The sequence below is a fragment of the Mesorhizobium sp. P2_E9 genome, assembly GCF_056403815.1.
This window is the reverse complement of sequence record NZ_JBFUET010000015.1, coordinates 79159-98475: the sequence shown is the minus strand read 5'-3', so window position 1 is coordinate 98475 and position 19317 is coordinate 79159. Positions and strand designations below refer to the sequence as shown.

Annotated in this window: 13 protein-coding genes; 3 read left to right on the top strand and 10 right to left on the bottom strand. The window is 63.3% G+C overall.

The genetic code is table 11. The features are described from left to right. Nucleotides 1-13: 13 nt before the first annotated feature. The 10 genes from bglA to AC1D05_RS25345 all read right to left on the bottom strand — a co-directional run bounded on the left by bglA (nt 14) and on the right by AC1D05_RS25345 (nt 16277). Nucleotides 14-1666: a beta-galactosidase BglA gene (bglA, locus tag AC1D05_RS25390; protein WP_477444471.1), complete on the bottom strand. Its 1653-nt coding sequence runs from the start codon at nt 1664-1666 to the stop codon at nt 14-16. Beyond that, nucleotides 1666-3726 (bottom strand): glycogen debranching protein GlgX, encoded by a 2061-nt coding sequence (gene glgX, locus AC1D05_RS25385; RefSeq protein WP_477444470.1) that lies wholly within the window; start codon nt 3724-3726, stop codon nt 1666-1668. Before glgX ends, bglA begins: the two co-directional genes overlap by 1 nt. 232 nt (nt 3727-3958) lie before the next feature. Then, nucleotides 3959-5587: an alpha-D-glucose phosphate-specific phosphoglucomutase gene (locus AC1D05_RS25380; RefSeq protein WP_477444469.1), complete on the bottom strand. Its 1629-nt coding sequence runs from the start codon at nt 5585-5587 to the stop codon at nt 3959-3961. Nucleotides 5588-5590: 3 nt separating this feature from the next. Further along, nucleotides 5591-7036: a glycogen synthase GlgA gene (gene glgA, locus AC1D05_RS25375; RefSeq protein WP_477444468.1), complete on the bottom strand. Its 1446-nt coding sequence runs from the start codon at nt 7034-7036 to the stop codon at nt 5591-5593. A 14-nt stretch (nt 7037-7050) separates the two neighbouring features. Continuing rightward, nucleotides 7051-8316 (bottom strand): glucose-1-phosphate adenylyltransferase, encoded by a 1266-nt coding sequence (gene glgC, locus AC1D05_RS25370; RefSeq protein WP_477444467.1) that lies wholly within the window; start codon nt 8314-8316, stop codon nt 7051-7053. A gap of 53 nt (nt 8317-8369) precedes the next feature. Beyond that, on the bottom strand, nt 8370-10583 hold the full coding sequence (glgB, locus tag AC1D05_RS25365) for a 1,4-alpha-glucan branching protein GlgB (RefSeq protein ID WP_477444466.1): 2214 nt from the start codon (nt 10581-10583) through the stop codon (nt 8370-8372). Nucleotides 10584-10688: 105 nt separating this feature from the next. Beyond that, a complete protein-coding gene (locus tag AC1D05_RS25360; RefSeq protein ID WP_477444465.1) occupies nt 10689-13157 on the bottom strand; it encodes a glycogen/starch/alpha-glucan phosphorylase in 2469 nt (822 codons plus the stop codon). Nucleotides 13158-13289: 132 nt separating this feature from the next. Then, complete coding sequence (locus AC1D05_RS25355) at nt 13290-14072, bottom strand: ATP-binding cassette domain-containing protein (RefSeq protein ID WP_172231191.1); 783 nt, start codon at nt 14070-14072, stop codon at nt 13290-13292. A 2-nt stretch (nt 14073-14074) separates the two neighbouring features. Beyond that, nucleotides 14075-15136 carry an ABC transporter permease gene (locus AC1D05_RS25350; RefSeq protein ID WP_477444464.1) on the bottom strand — a complete coding sequence of 354 codons (1062 nt, stop codon included), beginning with the start codon at nt 15134-15136 and terminating at the stop codon, nt 14075-14077. A 163-nt stretch (nt 15137-15299) separates the two neighbouring features. After that, complete coding sequence (locus AC1D05_RS25345) at nt 15300-16277, bottom strand: sugar ABC transporter substrate-binding protein (protein WP_430515894.1); 978 nt, start codon at nt 16275-16277, stop codon at nt 15300-15302. A 269-nt stretch (nt 16278-16546) separates the two neighbouring features. Between AC1D05_RS25345 and AC1D05_RS25340 the strand changes: the two genes are divergently transcribed. Genes AC1D05_RS25340 through AC1D05_RS25330 form a run of 3 tightly spaced genes read left to right on the top strand, consistent with a single transcriptional unit; the run spans nt 16547 to nt 19140 of the window. Next, nucleotides 16547-17773: an ROK family transcriptional regulator gene (locus tag AC1D05_RS25340; protein ID WP_477444463.1), complete on the top strand. Its 1227-nt coding sequence runs from the start codon at nt 16547-16549 to the stop codon at nt 17771-17773. Continuing rightward, the gene (locus AC1D05_RS25335) at nt 17774-18220 is read left to right on the top strand and encodes an RbsD/FucU family protein (RefSeq protein WP_477444462.1); all 447 of its coding nucleotides are present in this window, start codon (nt 17774-17776) and stop codon (nt 18218-18220) included. Then, nucleotides 18217-19140 (top strand): carbohydrate kinase family protein, encoded by a 924-nt coding sequence (locus AC1D05_RS25330; protein ID WP_477444461.1) that lies wholly within the window; start codon nt 18217-18219, stop codon nt 19138-19140. Before AC1D05_RS25335 ends, AC1D05_RS25330 begins: the two co-directional genes overlap by 4 nt. The last annotated feature ends 177 nt before the right edge of the window (nt 19141-19317 follow it).

The following is a 19317-nucleotide window of genomic DNA, read 5'->3' as shown; positions in this document are numbered from 1 at the left end:
GCTGAACCGCCGGTCAATCGAGCCGACCAAGGAAGCAACCGAGAGCCGGCAGCGAGAGCGCCTCTTCCTCGACAACAGCGCCGCCATCCATGACCGGCGCGACAGCTCCGATAGGCAACGGCCAATTCGCCGGCTCCCCAGCGAAATTGAAGACGCAGAGCAGCCTTTGCCCGCCGCCTTCACGGATGAAGGCGAGCACGTCTCCCTCGGCATCGAGAAAGCGGATCGAACCGCTGACCAGCGCTGGATGGCGCCTGCGCAAGGCGAGCGTCGAACGATAGGCGGACAGCACCGATTGCTCGTCGCCGTTCTGCATATCGGCGGCGCGGGTGCGATGGCTGGTGGGGACCGGCAGCCATGGCTTGCCCGTTGAGAAACCCGCATTGTCAGCGCTGGCCTCCCAGACCATCGGCGTGCGGCAGCCATCCCTCCCCTTCACACCGGGCCAGAAGCGGATGCCGACGGGATCGCGCAGATCCTCATAGGCAAGCTCCGCCTCCTCCAGGCCGAGTTCCTCACCCTGATAGAGGCAGATCGAGCCGCGCAGGCAGGCGAGCAGCATGATCGAGAATTTGGCCACCGTGTCGGCATCGCCGTCCGGCCGCGTCCAGCGGCTGACATGACGCACCACGTCATGGTTGGAGAACGCCCAGCAGACCCAGCCGTCGGCGACCGCATGTTCGAAGGCCTCGACACAGCCGCGCACATGCGCCGCCGAAAACTGCGCGCCGAGCAGATCGAACGTGTAGCACATCTGCAGCTTGTCGCCGCCGGAGGTGTAGGCGGCCAGCGTCTGCAGCGAGCGGCCCTCATCGCCGATTTCTCCGACGGCGGCGCGGTCCTGATACTCGTCGAGCAGCGCGCGGAAGCGTCTGAGAAAAGCCAGGTTCTCCGGCTGCGTCTTGTCGAACAGATGCTCCTGGAAAAGGTAGGTGTTGGTCTCGCCATTGGTGCCGGCGACGCTCGATGCCAAAGGCGGATTGCTGCGCAGCCAGCGGTCGTGGACATAATAGTTGACCGTGTCGAGCCGGAACCCGTCGACGCCACGCTCGAGCCAGAAACGCACCGTGTCCAGCAGCGCATCCTGGACCTCCGGATTGTGGAAATTCAGATCGGGCTGCGAGGCGAGGAAATTGTGCATGTAATATTGGCGGCGGGTTGAATCCCACTCCCAGGACGGGCCCCCGAAGACGGACAGCCAGTTGTTGGGCGCATTGCCATCGGGCTTCGTATCGGCCCAAACGTACCAGTCAGCCTTGGGATTGTCGCGGCTGGCGCGGCTTTCGATGAACCATTCATGCTTGTCTGATGAGTGCGACAGCACCTGGTCGATGATGATCTTCAGGCCAAGCCGATGGGCCTCGGCGACCAGAGCGTCGAAATCCTCCAGCGAACCGAACATCGGATCGACGTCGCGATAGTCCGACACGTCGTAGCCCATGTCGGCCATCGGCGACTTGAAGAAGGGCGAGAGCCAAACGGCATCGACGCCGAGCGAGGCGATGTGGGCAAGCCTTGCCGTAATCCCCTTAAGATCGCCGCTGCCGTCACCGGTCGTGTCCTGATAGGAACGCGGGTAGACCTGATAGATGACGCAGCCACGCCACCATTCGGTTCCTTGCCCGGCCAAGGGGTCAGCCCAAGGGCTGGCATTGTCATCGGCCATCACGAACCCTTCCTGACGCGACCCTTTTCGGCCCGACGCGAGCTATTATCTTTCGCATCGGATTCACCGAAAACCGGGTGCCATTTTTCGATCCGATGCTCTGCCATGAAATTGACGCTGCGGCCCGGCAGCGGTCGTGCAAGGTCGATCGGCTGCGCGTCGATTGCCGGCTGCCATCGGAACCCTTCCCGCGCGGGTAAGGTGAAGACGCATTGGCGGCGATCGCCGTTGACGATGACGGCAAGCCGGCCGCCGCCGGCATCGCCGAGCAGCATCACGAGGCGGTGTCGCGCGGGGTCATTCCAATCCGTGTCGGCGAGTGGCATGCCGGTCTCGGCCAGCCAGGCGACGTCGGGGATGCCAGAAGCGTCGGTCGGCTCTCCTGTCAGGAACTGCGTGTTCGACAGAGCGGGGACCGCGCGGCGAAGCATGCCGAGCGCCGATGCGTAACGCTCCAGCGCCTGGTCGCGGCCGGCCCAGTCGAGCCAGGTGATGGCGTTGTCCTGCGCGTAGGCGTTGTTGTTGCCCTTCTGGGTGCGGCCGAACTCGTCGCCCGCGGTCAGCATGGTGGTACCGCGCGAGGCAAACAGCGTGGCAAGCAGCGCGCACTGGTCCTCGAAGCGCGCCGTGGTGATCGCCGCGTTGTCCGTCTCGCCCTCGGCGCCATTGTTCCAGGACAAATTGTCGTTGTGGCCATCGCGGTTCTGCTCGCCATTGGCCGCGTTGTGCTTGCGCTCATAGGCGACGATGTCGGCCAGCGTCATGCCGTCATGGGCGGCGATGAAATTGACCGTGCGGCTGGTCTGTTGCCCTGCCTTGGCAAACACGTCGGACGAACCGGCAAGCCGTGTCGCCAGGGCTCCGACCGCGCCGGCATCGCCACGCCAGAAACGTCTGGAATCGTCACGGTATCGATCGTTCCACTCGAGAAAGGGCGGCTGAAAATTGCCAAGCTGATAGCCATCCGGTCCGATGTCCCAGGGCTCGGCGATCAACACGCGGTCGGCAAGCAGCGTATCCTCGTGCATCGCCTTCAACAACGGCGCCTGGGTATCGAATGTTCCGTCGACCCGCCCCAGCACCGGCGCCAGATCGAAGCGGAAGCCGTCGACGCCGGCATGGCGGACAAAGTGGCGAAGCGTGTCGAGCACCATGTCCCGCGCCACCGGGTGATCGCAGGCAACCGTGTTGCCGGTGCCGGTGTCATTGACCAGTCTCCCGTCCGGCAGATGCCGGTAGTAGGCCTGATTGTCGAGGCCGCGCAACGACAGCGTCGGCCCCAGCCTGTCGCTTTCGCCGGTGTGGTTGAAGACGAGATCGAGGATGGTGCCGATGCCGGCCTGACGTAGCGCGGCTACCGTGTCGCGCAATTCCGCCAGCCCGCCCGGTGCAAGCCGGGGGTCGAGCGCCATGAAGGTCACGGGATTGTAGCCCCAGGCATTGCTCAGGCCCAGCGGTGGCAGATGCCGCTCGTCGATCGACGCCGTCACCGGCATCAGTTCGACGGCCGACACGCCGAGCTTTTTGAGATGCTCGATGATGACAGGATGAGCAAGTGCGGCGATCGTACCGCGCTGTGCCTCCGGAATGTCCGGATGCAGCTTGGTGAAGGCGCGGACCGGCACCTCGTAGACCAAGCCGCCCGGGCGAAACAGCGGCGGCAGCACAGGCGCCGCAATGGGCAAGGCCTTTGCCACGGTCTTGGGCATCAGCGGCGCGGTGTCGGCGCCCTCGTTGCGCCGCGCGGCGAGCCGCCAGTGATAGGCATAGGGGCGATCAATTTCGACGGCGTAGGGATCGGTCAGCAGCTTGTCGGGGTCGAACCACAGCCCACGCTCGGGTGCATAGTCGCCATCGGCACGGAAACCGTAGCGCGTGCCGGCGGCAAGGCTGGAGACAGAGAGCGCAAGCACCCCCTCGCCTTCCGGCTTCATCTCAAGTCGGTCGAGTTCGCGGTTGCCCTGCCCGTCGAAGATCGACACCCAGAGGCGGCGGGCCGACGAGGACCAAGCGGCGAAGCGGATGCCCTCGGGAGTGACGGTTGCGCCGAGTTGGGTCATGCGAACGCCTCCCCTTCTCCCCTTGTGGGAGAAGGTGGATCGGCGCGCAGCGCCGAGACGGATGAGGGGTGTTGGAAGGAATGAGGCCTCCGTGATCCGGACGTCGGTTTGCGCCAAGCTGGAGCACCCCTCATCCGACCGAGCTTCGCTCGGCCACCCCCGGGGCGAGCCACGGGTCTCGTCCGCCCTTCAGGCCCCACAAGGGGAGAAGGGGGAGCCCTATCCGCCACCCTCAAGTAATCACGCTCGGCTTGTTGCGGCCGGTGTGGCCCTTGATCCCGGCAATATCGTCGGCGGCGGCGATGAGGTCGGCGAGCGCTTCCTGCGTGTCGATATCGTGCTTCGCCTTATCGGGCTCGTAGCGCTCGATATAGACGCGCAGCGTCGCTCCGGAAGTGCCGGTGCCGGAGAGCCGGAAGACGACGCGCGAGCCGCCTTCGAACAGCACCCTTATGCCTTGATGCTCGCTGGTCGAGCCGTCGACCGGGTCGTGATAGGCGAAGTCATCGGCCTTGGCGATCTTCAGGCCGCGCACGCTGGTGCCGGGCAGCGAAGCGAGCTTGGCACGCAGTTCATCGACCAGTGCGTTGGCGCGGTCGCTTTCGACCTCTTCATAGTCGTGGCGCGAATAGTAGTTGCGCCCATAGGCCGCCCAATGCTCGGTGACGACCTGCTTGCAGCTTTCGCCGCGCGCGGCAAGGATGTTGAGCCACAACAGCACGGCCCACAGGCCGTCCTTTTCGCGGACATGATTGGAGCCGGTGCCGGCACTCTCCTCGCCGCAAATCGTCGCCATGCCGGCATCGAGCAGATTGCCGAAGAACTTCCAGCCGGTCGGCGTCTCGTAGATGCCGATGCCGAGCTTTTCGGCGACGCGGTCGGCAGCACCGCTGGTCGGCATGGAGCGGGCGATGCCCTTCAGCCCGTCCTTGTAGCCGGGCGCCAGGCGGGCATTGGCGGCAAGCATCGCCACCGAATCCGACGGGGTGACGAAAATGCCCTTGCCGATGATCAAATTGCGGTCGCCGTCACCGTCGGAAGCCGCACCAAAATCCGGCGCGTCCGGTCCCATCATCTCATCATAGAGATGCTTGGCGTGCACCAGGTTCGGATCCGGGTGGTGGCCGCCGAAATCCGGCAGCGGCTTGAAGTTGCGACAGGTGCCGCTTGGCGCACCAAGCTGGTTTTCGAGAATCTCCTTGGCGTAGGGACCGGTCACGGCGTGCATGGCATCGAAGCGCATGCGGAAGCCCGATTTGAACAGTCTACGCAACGCGTCGAAATCGAACAGGCTTTCCATCAGCTCGGCATAGTCGGCGACCGGATCGATGATCTCGACCGTCATGCCGGCGGCCTTGACGGTGCCTATCGTGTCGATGTCGATCGGATCGATGTCTGATGTCTTGAAGCTCGAAATCGCCTTGGTTTTTTCGAAGATCGCATCGGTCAGCTTTTCCGGCGCCGGGCCGCCATTGCCGGCATTGTACTTGATGCCGAAATCCTCATGCGGACCGCCGGGATTGTGGCTGGCCGACAGGATGATGCCGCCGAAGGTCTTGTATTTGCGGATGACATGGGAGGCGGCCGGCGTCGACAATATGCCGCCCTGCCCGACCATGACCTTGCCGAAGCCGTTGGCGGCGGCCATGGCGATCGCCTTCTGGATGACCTCGCGGTTGTAGAAGCGGCCGTCGCCGCCGATCACCAGCGTCTTGCCCTTGAAGCCGTCGAGCGCGTCGAAGATCGACTGGATGAAGTTCTCGGCATAGTGCTCCTGCTGGAACACCGGCACTTTCTTGCGCAGTCCCGACGTGCCGGGCTTCTGGTCTAAATAGGGCTTGGTGGGAACGGTCCGTATCATGCTTCAGGCAACCCTTTTCGAAAGCAGCAGGCGATAGAGTTCGACATATTTCTCCGCGCTCTTGTCCCACGACACATCGGCCTTCATGCCCTGGCGCTGCAGCGATTCCCAGATCACCGGATTGGCATGTGCGTCGACGAGACGGCGGATGGCGTGCAGCATGGCAATGCCATTGTTGGGCGCGAACTGAAAACCTGTGGCGACGCCGGCAGAAACGGCGGCCTCATTGGCATCGATGACCGTGTCCGCCAGGCCGCCGGTGCGGGCAACGATCGGCACGCAGCCATAGCGCAGACCGTAAAGCTGCGTCAGCCCACAGGGTTCGAAGCGCGACGGGATGATGATGGCGTCGCAGCCGCCCTGCATGGTGTGCGACAGCCCTTCATCATAACCGACGACCACGCCGATGCGGCCGCGGTGGCGTGCGGCAGCAGCAAGCAGCGCGCCTTCCAGCCCTGCATCGCCCGAGCCCAGTATGGCCAGGCGTGCACCGGTCGCCACGACGCCGTCGACGACGGTGGCCAATATGTCCATGCCCTTCTGCCAGGTCAGCCGGCTGATGACGCAAACGATCGGGCTGTCGTCGCGGTCGAGGCCGAAGCGGTCCTCCACGGCTGCCCGGTTCGGTGCCCGCGCCTTGAGCGTGGCGGCTGTATAGTTCGACACCAGATGCTTGTCGGTCTCCGGATCCCAGATGGCGGTGTCGATGCCGTTGACGATGCCGTAGAGGTCGCTGGAGCGCATGTTGATGAGGCCGTCGAGACCCATGCCGAATTCCGGCGAGCAGATTTCCTGCGCATAGGTCGGGCTCACCGTGGTGATCGCCCACGCCGCCTGCAGGCCGGCCTTGAGGAAGCCGACGCCGCCATAATATTCGACGCCGTCGAGCGCCATGGCCACCGCCGGCAGACCGAGTTCGCCGAAGATGCCCGCGCCGAACTGGCCCTGGAAAGCCAGATTGTGGACCGTCATCATCGACGGGACGCCGACCGCCTTGCCGTAGCGCATATAGGCCAGCGTCATCGCCGACTGCCAGTCATGGGCGTGGACGATATCAGGCTGGTAGCCGGAGATGGCGCCGCCGGCGATATCGCCGCCAACCTGGCTCAGTGCCGCGAAGCGCCGCCAATTATCTGGCCAGTCCGCGCCCGCAGCATTGCCGTAGGGGCCGCCCGGGCGGTCGAACAGATGCGGCGCGTCGAGCACGAACAGCTCGAGCCCGGCAATCTGGACGGCGTGGACCGAAGCCTTGCCGCCCTGCAGCAGCGGATATTGGTAGACGGCCTTCTTTTTCTTGAAGGCCGCCATCACGGTCGGAAAGCCCGGAATGAGCGTGCGCATGGTCACGCCCTTGGCGGCGAGCGCGATGGGCAGCGCCCCAGTCACGTCGGCAAGGCCGCCGGTCTTGATCAGCGGGAAGATTTCGGGCGTGACCGACAGAACCTGCATGCGTCCGATCCTGTCTAAAGTTTCAGCTTGTCGATCATGTCCTGCGTGACCAGGCAGATACCCTTTTCGGAAACGCGAAAACGCTTGGCGTCGAGAGCGGGGTCTTCGCCGACCACCAGTCCTTCCGGTATCCTAACACCATGGTCGATGACGACGCGCTTCAACTTTGCGTTCCGGCCGACATGAACGTCGGGCAGCATGACGACCTCTTCCAGCGTCGAATAGGAATTGATGCGCGCGCCGGTGAAGATCAGGCTGCGTTTCAGCGAAGCGCCAGAGACGATGCAATCGCCCGACACCAGTGAAGAAACGGCCGAACCGCGCCGACCATCCTCGTCATGGACGAACTTTGCCGGTGGCTTCAACTCGGCATAGGTCCAGATCGGCCAGTCGCGGTCGTAGAGATCGAGTTCCGGCGTGATATCGGTCAGGTCGATATTGGCTTCCCAATAGGCATCCACCGTGCCGACATCGCGCCAGTAGGCCTCGTTTTCCATCGTCGAGCGGACACAGGACTTGGCGAAGCGGTGGGCGATCGCCTTACCGTGCTGGACGATGTAGGGGATGATGTCCTTGCCGAAGTCGCGGCTAGAGCCGGGCTCGGCGGCATCGCGGCGCAGCTGTTCCATCAGGAACTTGGTCTTGAAGACGTAGATGCCCATTGAGGCCAGAGCAAACTCAGGTCTGTCGGGAATGCCGGGCGGGTCGGCGGGCTTTTCGACGAAGGCGATGATGTTGTCCTTGGCATCGACATGCATGACGCCGAAGCCGGTCGCTTCCATGCGCGGCACTTCGAGACAGCCGACCGTGACATCGGCGCCGGCATCGACATGCTGGCGCAGCATCAGCTCGTAATCCATCTTGTAGATGTGGTCACCGGCCAGGATGACCATGTACTCCGGGCCATAGGCCTCGATGATGTCGATGTTCTGATAGACGGCGTCGGCCGTGCCTTCATACCACTGCGTTTCAGAGACACGCTGGCTGGCCGGCAGGATGTCGAAACTCTCGTTTCGTTCTGGCCGCAAGAAGTTCCAGCCGCGCTGCAGGTGGCGGATCAGCGAATGCGCCTTGTACTGGGTGGCGACGCCGAGGCGGCGGATACCCGAGTTCAGCGCGTTGGAGAGCGCGAAATCGATGATGCGCGTCTTGCCGCCGAAATAGACCGCCGGCTTGGCGCGACGGTCCGTCAGTTCCTTGAGGCGGCTGCCACGGCCGCCGGCCAGTACATAGGCCATGGCATCGCGTGCCAGCGGCTGGGTCCGTTTCAAGTCTGCCATTTCTACCCTCCCAAGTTACTCAAGTCTCGCCATGGTGCTCGGCCTTGCCGGCCTCAGTCGACAATGAGTTCGAGCATGATCGTCGACAGCGGTGGCAAAAGCATCGTTGCCGAGATGCTCTTGCCCTCTGCCCTTGCCTCGACAATGCCGCCATTGCCCATGCCGGAGCCGCCATATTCGGATGCGTCGGTGTTGATGATCTCGCGCCACTTGCCGGCCTTCGGCAGCGGCACACGATAATTGTCGCGCGGTACCGGTGTGAAGTTGGAGATGACGGCCACCGGGCTGCCGCCCGGCGCGTTGCGCACCCAGGCAAAAACCGAATTCTGGCTGTCATCGACGATCAGCCAGGAAAAGCCTTCCGGCTCGCAATCGCGACCGTGCAGCGCCGGGCGCGAACGGTAGAGATAGTTGAGATCGCGCACCGTCTGCCAGACACCGCGATGCGGGCGGAAATCCAGCAGGTTCCAGTCGAGCGCGCGTGCCTCGCTCCATTCGCGGCGCTGCGCGAACTCCTGCCCCATGAACAGCAGCTTCTTGCCGGGATAGCCCCACATGAAGCCGTAATAGGCCCGCAAGGTCGCGAATTTCTGCCAGTCGTCGCCGGCCATCTTACCCAGCAGCGTGCCTTTGCCGTGCACGACCTCGTCATGCGAGAGCGGCAGCACGAAATTCTCCGAGAAGGCGTAGGTCAGGCCGAAGGTGAGGTCGTTGTGGTGATGCTTGCGGAAAATCGGCTCCTTGGCAAAATACTCTAGCGTGTCGTGCATAAAGCCCATGTTCCACTTGAAGCCGAAGCCAAGGCCGCCTTCATGTACCGGCGCCGAGACTTTCGGCCATGAGGTCGATTCCTCGGCGATGGTCATGACGCCCGGATGGTGGCCGTAGACCTCCTTGTTCATCTTCTGCAGGAAGCTGACCGCTTCGAGGTTTTCGCGGCCGCCCTTCTCGTTGGGGATCCATTCGCCGGCCTTGCGCGAATAGTCGAGGTAGAGCATCGAGGCGACCGCATCGACGCGCAAACCGTCGACATGATATTTCTCGGCCCAGAACAATGCGTTGTTGACCAGGAACGATATCACCTCGCGGCGGCCGAAATTGTAGATCGCGGTGTTCCAGTCGGGATGGAAGCCCTTGCGCGGATCGGCATGTTCATAGAGCGCGGTGCCGTCGAAATGGGCCAGGCCATGCGCGTCGACCGGGAAATGCGCCGGCACCCAGTCGAGGATGACGCCGACGCCGGCGCGGTGCGCGCCATCAACGAAACGGGCAAAGCCATCCGGATCGCCGAAACGGGCAGACGGCGCATAAAGCCCGGTTGTCTGATAACCCCAGGACGGGTCATAGGGGTGTTCGGAGATCGGCATGAACTCGATGTGGGTAAAGCCGGTCTCGACCGCATAGGGGATCAGCCGGTCGGCCAGTTCGTCCCAGGACAGGAACGTGCCGTCGTCGCGAAGCTGCCAGGACCCGGCATGGACTTCGTAGATCGAGATGGCTTCGCGGCGGTGATCGGCATTGCGCCAGAAATTGCGGTGCGCCTCGTCGCCCCACTCATGCGCCGGCGGCACGGCGACAACCGAGGCCGTGGCCGGACGCAGTTCGGACTTGAACGCAAACGGGTCCGCCTTCAGCGGCAGCCTGACGCCATCGGGTCCGATGATCTCGTATTTGTAGGGCCGCCCGGCACCGATGTCGGGCACGAACAGTTCCCAGATGCCGGTGTCGCGGCGATCGCGCATCGTGTGGCGGCGGCCATCCCAGTCGTTGAAATCGCCGACCACCGAGACGCGTTTTGCATTGGGAGCCCAGACGGCGAAATGCACGCCGGTAGCGCCTTCGTGCTCGATGACATGCGCGCCAAGCTTGTCGAACAGTCGGAGGTGCGACCCTTCGGCGATATAGTAATCGTCCAGAGGCCCGAGCACGGGGCCGAAAGAATAGGGATCGGTCAGCCACCAGTCGCCGCCGGCATTGCGCGCGTGGTAGCGCAGCGGCTGCCGCTTCTTGATCGTCAACTGCCCTTCGAAGAAGCCGGCATCGTCTCGCCTCGACAATTGACCAGCCTCGATGCCCGTCAGTGTATAGGCGGTGACGGTCTCGGCATGCGGAACGAAGCAACGGGCGAACAGGCCTTTGCCGACCTCATGGACACCAAGGACTGCAAACGGATCTCCATGCGTGCCGGCGACAATCGCCGCAACATCGCTGGCTGGCGCCAGTCCGTCCGGCCCGCTTGTCGCAGCGGTCGCGCGCGGTTTCCTCATCAGGCAGTGTCCCTCCCAGGGCACCAGGTGTTTGTTTCTGGTGATGTGAGTTGAGGTTCAACCGCATCACCGGGACCACATTGTTCGTGGCCTCATGCAATCACATCAGACAGGCACGTTCCAGATTTCTTTCGCGTATTGGCGGATCGTGCGATCGGACGAGAACCAGCCGACACGCGCGACATTGCGGATCGCCCTGGCATACCAGTCCGGGCTGTTGCGCCAGACAGCGTCGACATCACGCTGGGCGGCGGCGTAGGTGTCGAAATCGGCGGCGACCATGAACCAGTCGCTGTTGTAGAGGCCGTTCATCAGGTCGCGGTAGCGATCGGGATCGTCGGGCGAGAAGACACCCGATGAAACGGCCGCGACCGCCTGCGCCAGTTCGGGGGAGCCCTCGATCACGGCGCGCGGGTTGTAGCCATTGTTGCGCCGCTCGGCGACCTCGGCCGTGGTCAGGCCGAAGATGAAGATGTTGTCGTCGCCGACGCATTCCTTGATCTCGACATTGGCGCCGTCGAGCGTGCCGATGGTCAGCGCGCCGTTGAGCGCGAACTTCATGTTGCCGGTGCCCGACGCTTCCATGCCCGCGGTCGAAATCTGCTCGGACAGGTCGGCGGCCGGCATCATGATTTCGGCCAGGCTGACATTGTAGTTCGGCACGAACACCACCTTCAGCAAACCGCGAACGGCCGGATCGCGGTTGATGACCCTGGCGACGTCATTGGCGAGTTTGATGATCAGCTTGGCGTTGTGGTAACTGGGCGCCGCCTTGCCGCCGAAGAATTTCACGCGCGGCATCCAGTCGCGCTCGGGATGCGAGCGGATCTGGTCGTAAAGCGCGATCGCCTCGAGGATGTTGAGAAGCTGGCGCTTGTATTCGTGGATGCGCTTGACCTGGATGTCGAACAGCGCCGAGGGGTCGACCTTGATGCCGAGCCGGTCGGCGACGAGATTGGCCAGCCGCGCCTTGTTCTGCCGCTTGACGCCCGCGAACTTCTCCCGGAACGCGCTGTCATCGGCAAAGCTGTCGAGCCCTTTTATAGCGTCGATGTCGTCGAGAAAGCGGTCGCCGATCGCCTCGCGGGCGAGCGAGGTCAGCCCGGGATTGCACTGGATCAGCCAGCGCCGCGGCGTGATGCCGTTGGTCTTGTTGTTGATGCGATCGGGATAGAGCTTGTGCAGGTCGGCGAACACCGTTTCCTTCATCAACTCGGTATGCAGCGCCGAAACGCCGTTGATCGAGTGCGAGCCGACAAAGGCCAGATTGCCCATGCGCACGCGGCGGTCGCCATTCTCCTGGATCAGCGAGATGCGGCTGATCTGCTCATCCGAGAACAGGTTGGTGGCGCGCGCTTCCAGAAGCACCTGCGCGTTGATGGCGTAGACGATCTGCATATGGCGCGGCAAAAGCCGCTCGAACAGCGGTACCGGCCAGCTTTCCAGCGCCTCGGGAAGAAGCGTGTGGTTGGTGTAGCCGAAGGTGCGCTTGGTGACATCCCAGGCGAGGTCGAAGTCCATGCCGTGGACATCCATCAAGAGCCGCATCAGCTCCGGCACCGCGATCGCCGGATGGGTGTCGTTCAGATGGATCGCCGCCTTGTCGGGCAGCGACTTCAGGTCACCATATTGACTGAGATGCCGCTGCACGATGTCCTGCAGCGAGGCGGTGGAGAAGAAGTACTCTTGCCTGAGCCGCAGCTCCTGCCCTGCCTTGTGGGAATCGGCGGGATAGAGGACGCGCGACAACGCATCCGCCTTGTTGCTTTCGGCCAGCGCGCCGATGTGGTCGCCGGCATTGAACTTGTCGAGCAGGATCGGATCGATCGGCATGCCCGACCACAGCCGCAGCGTGTTGACGCGGTTTGCCCGCCAGCCGACGACCGGCGTGTCGTAGGCGACAGCCAGGACATGCTCGGTCGGTTTCCAGACGTGGCGCTCGAGCCGGCCGTCCTTTGACGTGATGGATTCCACCGAGCCGCCGAAGCCGACCTCGAAGGAGCGTTCGCGCCGTTCGAATTCCCAGGGGTTGCCGTGATCGAGCCAGGTCTCGGGCAGTTCGACCTGCCAGCCGCCTTGAATCTCCTGGCGGAACATGCCGTTGGCGTAGCGGATGCCGTAGCCGTGTGCTGGAATGTCGACCGTCGCCATGCTTTCCATGAAGCAGGCGGCGAGCCGGCCAAGGCCGCCATTGCCGAGCGCGGCATCGGGTTCGAGCGCCGCGATGAGATCGAGGTCGACGCCGAGCGAAGACAGTGCCTCGCGCATATTGTCCATCAGGCCGAGATTGGAAAAGGCGTCGCGCATCAGGCGGCCGATGAGGAACTCCAGCGACAGGTAATAGACGCGCTTTTCCTGCTGGTCGTAGGCCTCTTTTGTCGCCTGCATCCAGTGATCGACGATGCGGTCGCGCACGACCTTGATCGAGGCGGTCAGCCAATCGTACTGGGTTGCGACGGTGGTGTCCTTGCCGACCCTGTATTTGAGGGCCATCAGAACTTCTCTTGCGAGCGTCTTCGGATCGGGATTTTCGAGCAGTGGTGGAAGGGTTTCGGATGTCATCGCGCGCGTCATGCTGCCTCTCGTGCGGTTGCCCCGATCATACCGGCTTTCGTCAATCCTCCCAGCCCATGCTAGCGCATCTTTCAGGATGTTCAATCGATTTAGGCGATTGCGCAACCAGGAGCGCCTGCGGCAACTTGGCAGTCAGGCTGCCAGCGCTGCCTCCGGGGGGGTCTTTGCTCCGGTCATGAAGGCAACGGCATCCGACATCGTATACTGCTTGGGATCGATGACGCACAGGCGACGGCCCAGGCGGTGGATGTGGATACGGTCGGCCACCTCGAAAACATGCGGCATGTTGTGCGAGATCAGCACGATCGGCAGGCCGCGCTTCTTGACGTCGAGGATCAGTTCGAGCACGCGGCGGCTCTCCTTGACGCCGAGGGCAGCCGTCGGCTCGTCCATGATCACCACACGGCTACCGAAGGCAGCGGCGCGCGCCACCGCCACGCCCTGGCGCTGGCCGCCGGAGAGCGTCTCCACCGCCTGGCTGATGTTCTGGATGGTCATCAGGCCAAGTTCGGTAAGCTTGTCGCGGGCCCGCTTTTCCATTGCCGGGCGGTCGAGCATGCGCAGCCACTGGCCGAGGAAGCCGGGTTTGCGGATCTCACGGCCGAGGAACATGTTGTCGGCGATCGACAGGGCCGGCGACAGCGCCAGGTTCTGGTAGACCGTCTCGATGCCGGCTTCGCGGGCCTCCATCGGCGACTTGAAGGCGACGGGTTTGCCCTCGAGCCGAATCTCGCCTTCATCCGGCGCGGCCGCGCCGGAAATCGCCTTGATGAGCGATGACTTACCGGCGCCATTGTCGCCGATGACGGCGAGGATTTCGCCGGGATAAAGGTCGAAGTCGGCATTGTCGAGGGCGGTGACGCGGCCATAGCGTTTGACCAGCCCGCGCGCGGTAAGGATGGGTTCCTGGGTCATGATTATGCCGAAACCTTTCTGATCCATTGGTCGATCGCCACGGCGCCGATGATCAGCACACCGGTGAGCAGCACTTTCCATTGCGGATCGGCGCCTAGCATGTTGAGACCCATGGAGACGACGCCGACGATCATCGCGCCGAACAGCGTGCCCAGGATCGAGCCGCGCCCGCCGAACAGGGAAATACCGCCGATCACCGTCGCGGTGATCGCCTGCAGATTGTAGTCGGTGACGGCGGCGGACGGCGAGATCGAGCCGTTGCGGCCGATAGAGACCCAGGCAGCGAAAGCGGCGATCAACCCGGCAAGGGTGTAGACCGTCACCAGCACCTTCTTGGTCTGGATACCCGAGAGCTTCGCCGCCTCCTGGTCATCGCCGACGGCGTAGACATGGCGGCCCCATGCCGTGTGATTGAGCACGTACCAGAGGATCATCACGAGCACGACCGTGGCAATGACGCCGAGCGTCAGCACCGCCGTGCCCAGCTTGAAGCTCATTGCGAACAGATGCAGGAGCGGCGCCTGATTGTCGACATCGGTGTCGCGGATTGTCTCATTGGCCGAATAAATGAAATTCGTGGCCATGACGATGTTCCACGTGCCAAGCGTCACGATGAAGGGCGGCAGCTTCATGTAGGCGACCAGCAGCCCGTTGAGCAGCCCGCAGGCCGCACCGGCGGCAAGCCCTATCGTCACGGCGAGAATGGCCGGCATACCGTAGCTGACCGCGCAATTGCCCATGATCACAGCGGAAATCACCATGATCACGCCAATCGACAGGTCGATGCCGGCGGTCAGGATGACCAGCGTCTGGGCGGCACCTAGGATGCCGACGATGGCGATCTGCTGCAGGATCAGCGTCAGCGTGTAGGACGAAAAGAAACGTCCGCCGATGGCGATACCGAAGATGATGATCGACAGGACCAGCACGATTAGCGGCACAGCGGCCGGTGTCGAATGCAGGAAATGCTGGATGCGCTTGACGGCCGATTTGTGCTCGTCAAAGGCGGCGACGCTGGTGTCGCTGCCCGAGAGAACCTTCTCGAATTCCTGAGCTTGAGCCATGTTTCCTCCCCGTGAGGGGTCAGCCAATCGCTGACGCCCGTCCACGCCTTTCCGGTCTATCGCCGGGATTGTTCGCGGTCACGCGACCCATCGTCCACCGGAAGCGACCGGGGATCAAGTCCCCCCGGCCGTTTCGGTTGTTTTGTTGCCAGTCAGACCGGCATCAGCCCCAGCACTTGGCGAGGCCTTCCTTGGTGTCGATGGACTTCACGCCGGTGGCCGGCTTGTCCGTCACCAGGTTGACGCCGGTGTCGAAGAAGTTCTTGCCTTCGGTCGGCTTCGGCTTGGTTCCGTCCTTGGCGAAGGCGGCGATCGCCTCGATGCCGAGCGCGGCCATCTGCAGCGGATATTGCTGCGATGTCGCGCCGATCACGCCTTCCGTAACCGACTTCACGCCAGGGCAGCCACCGTCGACGGAGACGATCAACACCTGCTTTTCAAGGCCGACGGCCTTGAGCGCCTGGTAAGCACCGACAGCGGCCGGCTCGTTGATGGTGTGGATGACGGTGATACCGGAGTCCTTCTGAAGCAGGTTCTCCATTGCCTTGCGGCCGCCTTCCTCGTTGCCATTGGTGACGTCGTGGCCGACGATGCGCGGATCGGTTTCGTCGCCGATCTTGTTGGGGTCCTTCACGTCGATGCCGTAGCCCATCATGAAGCCCTGGTCGCGCAGCACGTCCACGGTCGGCTGCGAAGGCGTAAGGTCGAGGAAGCCGATCTTGGCGTCCTTGGCCTTGTCGCCGAGCGTCGCGGCGGCCCAGGCGCCGATCAGCTTGCCGGCCTCGAGATTGTCGGTGGCGAAGGTCGCATCGGCCGCGTCGATCGGGTCGAGCGGCGTGTCGAGCGCGATCACCAGCAGGCCGGCATCACGTGCCTTCTTCACGGTCGGCACGATGCCCTTGGTGTCGGAAGCGGTGATCAGGATACCCTTGGCGCCGTCGGCAATGCAGCTTTCGATCGCCGCCACCTGGCTCTCGCTGTCGCCGTCGATCTTGCCGGCGTAGGTCTTGAGGTCGACGCCGAGTTCCTTGGCCTTTGCGGTCGCGCCTTCCTTCATCTTGACGAAGAAGGGGTTGGTGTCGGTCTTGGTGATCAGGCAAGCGCCAACACCGGCCGCGGATGCGGACGAGGCAAACGCCATCAGGCCCAGGGCCGCCGCCGCAAAGACGGTGGACTTCAACAGTTTTGTATTGGTCACGATTTTCCTCCCAGTGGAACCAATTCCGGATGCCGGCCAACCGACATCCACAGCGCATCCAACGAATTTCTCCCAGCGCGGACGCGGCTCCAACAGACACCAGACCGGGGCCTCTGTCAATAATTAAATCACTCTTATTTATTATTGACAGCCTTGCTTCGTTCACTCATTCTGGCCCAAAAGCATTGAGAAGAAACGACGGGAGGAACAGGGTGGAGACCGCCACTGCGAGGCACGGTTCGCCCGAAGCGAATGACAGCCTGATTCACCGCGGCACCAACCAGAGCGGCATGCGCGACCACAACGAGCGGTTGGTGCTCTCGCTGGTGCGCCAGCATGGCAGCCTGGCGAAATCCGACATCGCCCGCATGACCGGACTTTCGGCGCAGACGGTTTCGGTCATCATGCGCGAACTGGAGGAAGAAGGCCTGCTCATTCGCCAGGCGCCGCTGCGCGGCAAGATCGGTCAGCCTTCCATACCGATGGCGCTCAACCCCGAGGGCGCCTTCTTCATCGGCCTCAAGATCGGCCGCCGCAGCGCGGAATTGGTGCTGATCGATTTTCTTGGGCATGTGCGCGCGATGCTGCAGCACTCCTACCGCTATCCGGCACCGCGCGAGACGGTTGAATTCGTGACATCAGGCATGAAGAAGATGCGTGGCGAACTGACAGCGGCGCAGGACAAGCGCATTGCCGGGCTCGGCATCGCCATGCCGTTCGAACTGTGGAACTGGGCCGACACCGCCGGCGCGCCGCGCGACGTCATGGACGAATGGCGCCACCGTGACATCAGGACCGATATCCAGGGGCAATGCGAGTTTCCGGTCTATCTGCAAAATGACGCCACCTCGGCCTGCGGCGCCGAGCTCGTCTTCGGCCAGGCGGGCGGCGCACGTGACTTCGTCTATTTCTATATCGGCGCCTTCGCCGGCGGCGGCATCGTGCTCAACGGCCGGCTGTTCGGCGGCCCAACCGGCAATGCCGGCGCGCTCGGCTCGATGCCGGTGCCCGGACCGGATGGAAAGCCGACCCAGTTGATCGACGTGGCGTCGATCGCCATACTGGAAAAAGCGCTCAATGCCCGGGGCGTCGAGGCCTCGCATCTGTGGACCTCGCCCGAGGACTGGGGCGAGATCGGTTCCGAACTCGACGACTGGATCGCCAGTGCCTCACAGGCACTTGCCTATGCCATCGTCGCCGCGTCCTCGGTCATCGATTTCGAGGCGGCGGTGATCGACGGCTGGATGCCTAAGGCGGTGCGCCGCCGGCTGGTCGACGCCATCATCGCGGCCATCGCGACGATCGACGGCGAAGGCCTGAAACTTCCCGCCGTTCGGGAGGGAACCGTCGGCATCCATGCCCGAGCGCTTGGCGGCGCCAGCCTGCCGCTGTCCGAACGTTTCCTGATCGGTTCGACGACGATTTCCAGGAGCGCCTGAATGCTGATCGGAATCCCGGCGCTGCTCGGTCCGGATCTTCTGGCGACACTGCGCGCCATGGGTCATGGCGACGAGATCGCCCTTGTCGATGGAAACTATCCGGCCGAGGAGCAGGCAAGGCGCCTGATCCGCGCCGACGGTCATCCGCTCATTCCGGTGCTCGACGCGATCCTGAGCATCCTGCCGGTCGACGACGCGGTTCCGGAGGCGCTGTTTCGCGCGTCCGTGAAAGGCGACCCGTCGCTCGCCGATCCAGTCCATCGCGAGATCGAGGCGATCTGCGCCAAGCGCGCGCCGGGCCGCAAGGTGGTTGCACTGGCCGGCGCCGACTTCTATGCACGGGTCAAATCGGCGCATGCCATCGTCGCGACAAGCGAGCCGCGGCTTTACGCCAACATCATCATCCGCAAGGGCGTGATCTATCCGCCGGAGACCAGGAAGCCATGATCCTCTGCTGCGGCGAAGCCCTGATCGACATGCTGCCGCGCACCACGACGCAGGGTGAGCCGGCCTTTGCTCCCTATGTAGGTGGCGCGGTGTTCAACACGGCCATCGCGCTTGGCCGGCTGGGCGCGCCGGCCGGCTTCTTTTCGGGCCTGTCGTCGGATCTTTTCGGCGGCCAGTTCAGGGATGCGTTGGGCGCGAGCAAGGTCAGTTCCACCTATGCCCACACCTCGCCCAGGCCAACGACGCTGGCCTTCGTGAAGCTCACCAACGGCCAGGCGACATACACATTCTACGACGAGAACACAGCCGGACGCCTGCTGACAATCGATGACCTGCCGGCGCTCGGCAGCGAGATCGAGGCTATGCTGTTCGGCGCCATCAGCCTGATCTCGGAGCCCGCCGGCAGTGCCTATGAAGAGTTCATGCGGCGCGAGCACGCTAGCCGCGTCATGATGCTCGATCCCAACATCCGGCCGAACTTCATTCCCGACAAGGCAAAGCATCTCAGGCGCATCCGCGAAATGATGGCGATGGCCGACATCGTGAAGCTCTCGGACGAAGACCTCCATTGGTTCGGCGAAGCCGGCTCGCATGAGGATGTTATCCGCAATTGGCTTGACCGTGGCCCCAAGCTGATCGTCGTGACCCATGGCAGCGAAGGCGCTGTCGGTTACACCAAAGACCACGCCGTCACCGTGATGCCGGAAAAAGTCGAGGTGGTCGACACGGTCGGCGCCGGCGACACCTTCAATGCCGGCATCCTTGCCTCCCTGCATGAACAGGGCCTGCTGATGAAGGCGGCCATAGGCGACCTCACGCAAGACGCCATCCGCAAAGCGCTGGCGCTCGGTGCAAAGGCAGCGGCGGTGACCGTGTCACGCGCGGGCGCCAATCCGCCGTGGCGGCATGAAATCACCTGAATAGCGCTCAACTTAAGTTGAGCCAGCCGATCACTTTATGTTTCGCAGGGCCGCTCGGTGGGACTATAAAGGCACGATTGCGCCCGACGAAGCCCGGATTTCCGGCATCTTGCGAAGATACGCCGGAAATCAGAGGTAACAGACTGCGATATCTAGGCAATTGGCAGCTCTGGCTGC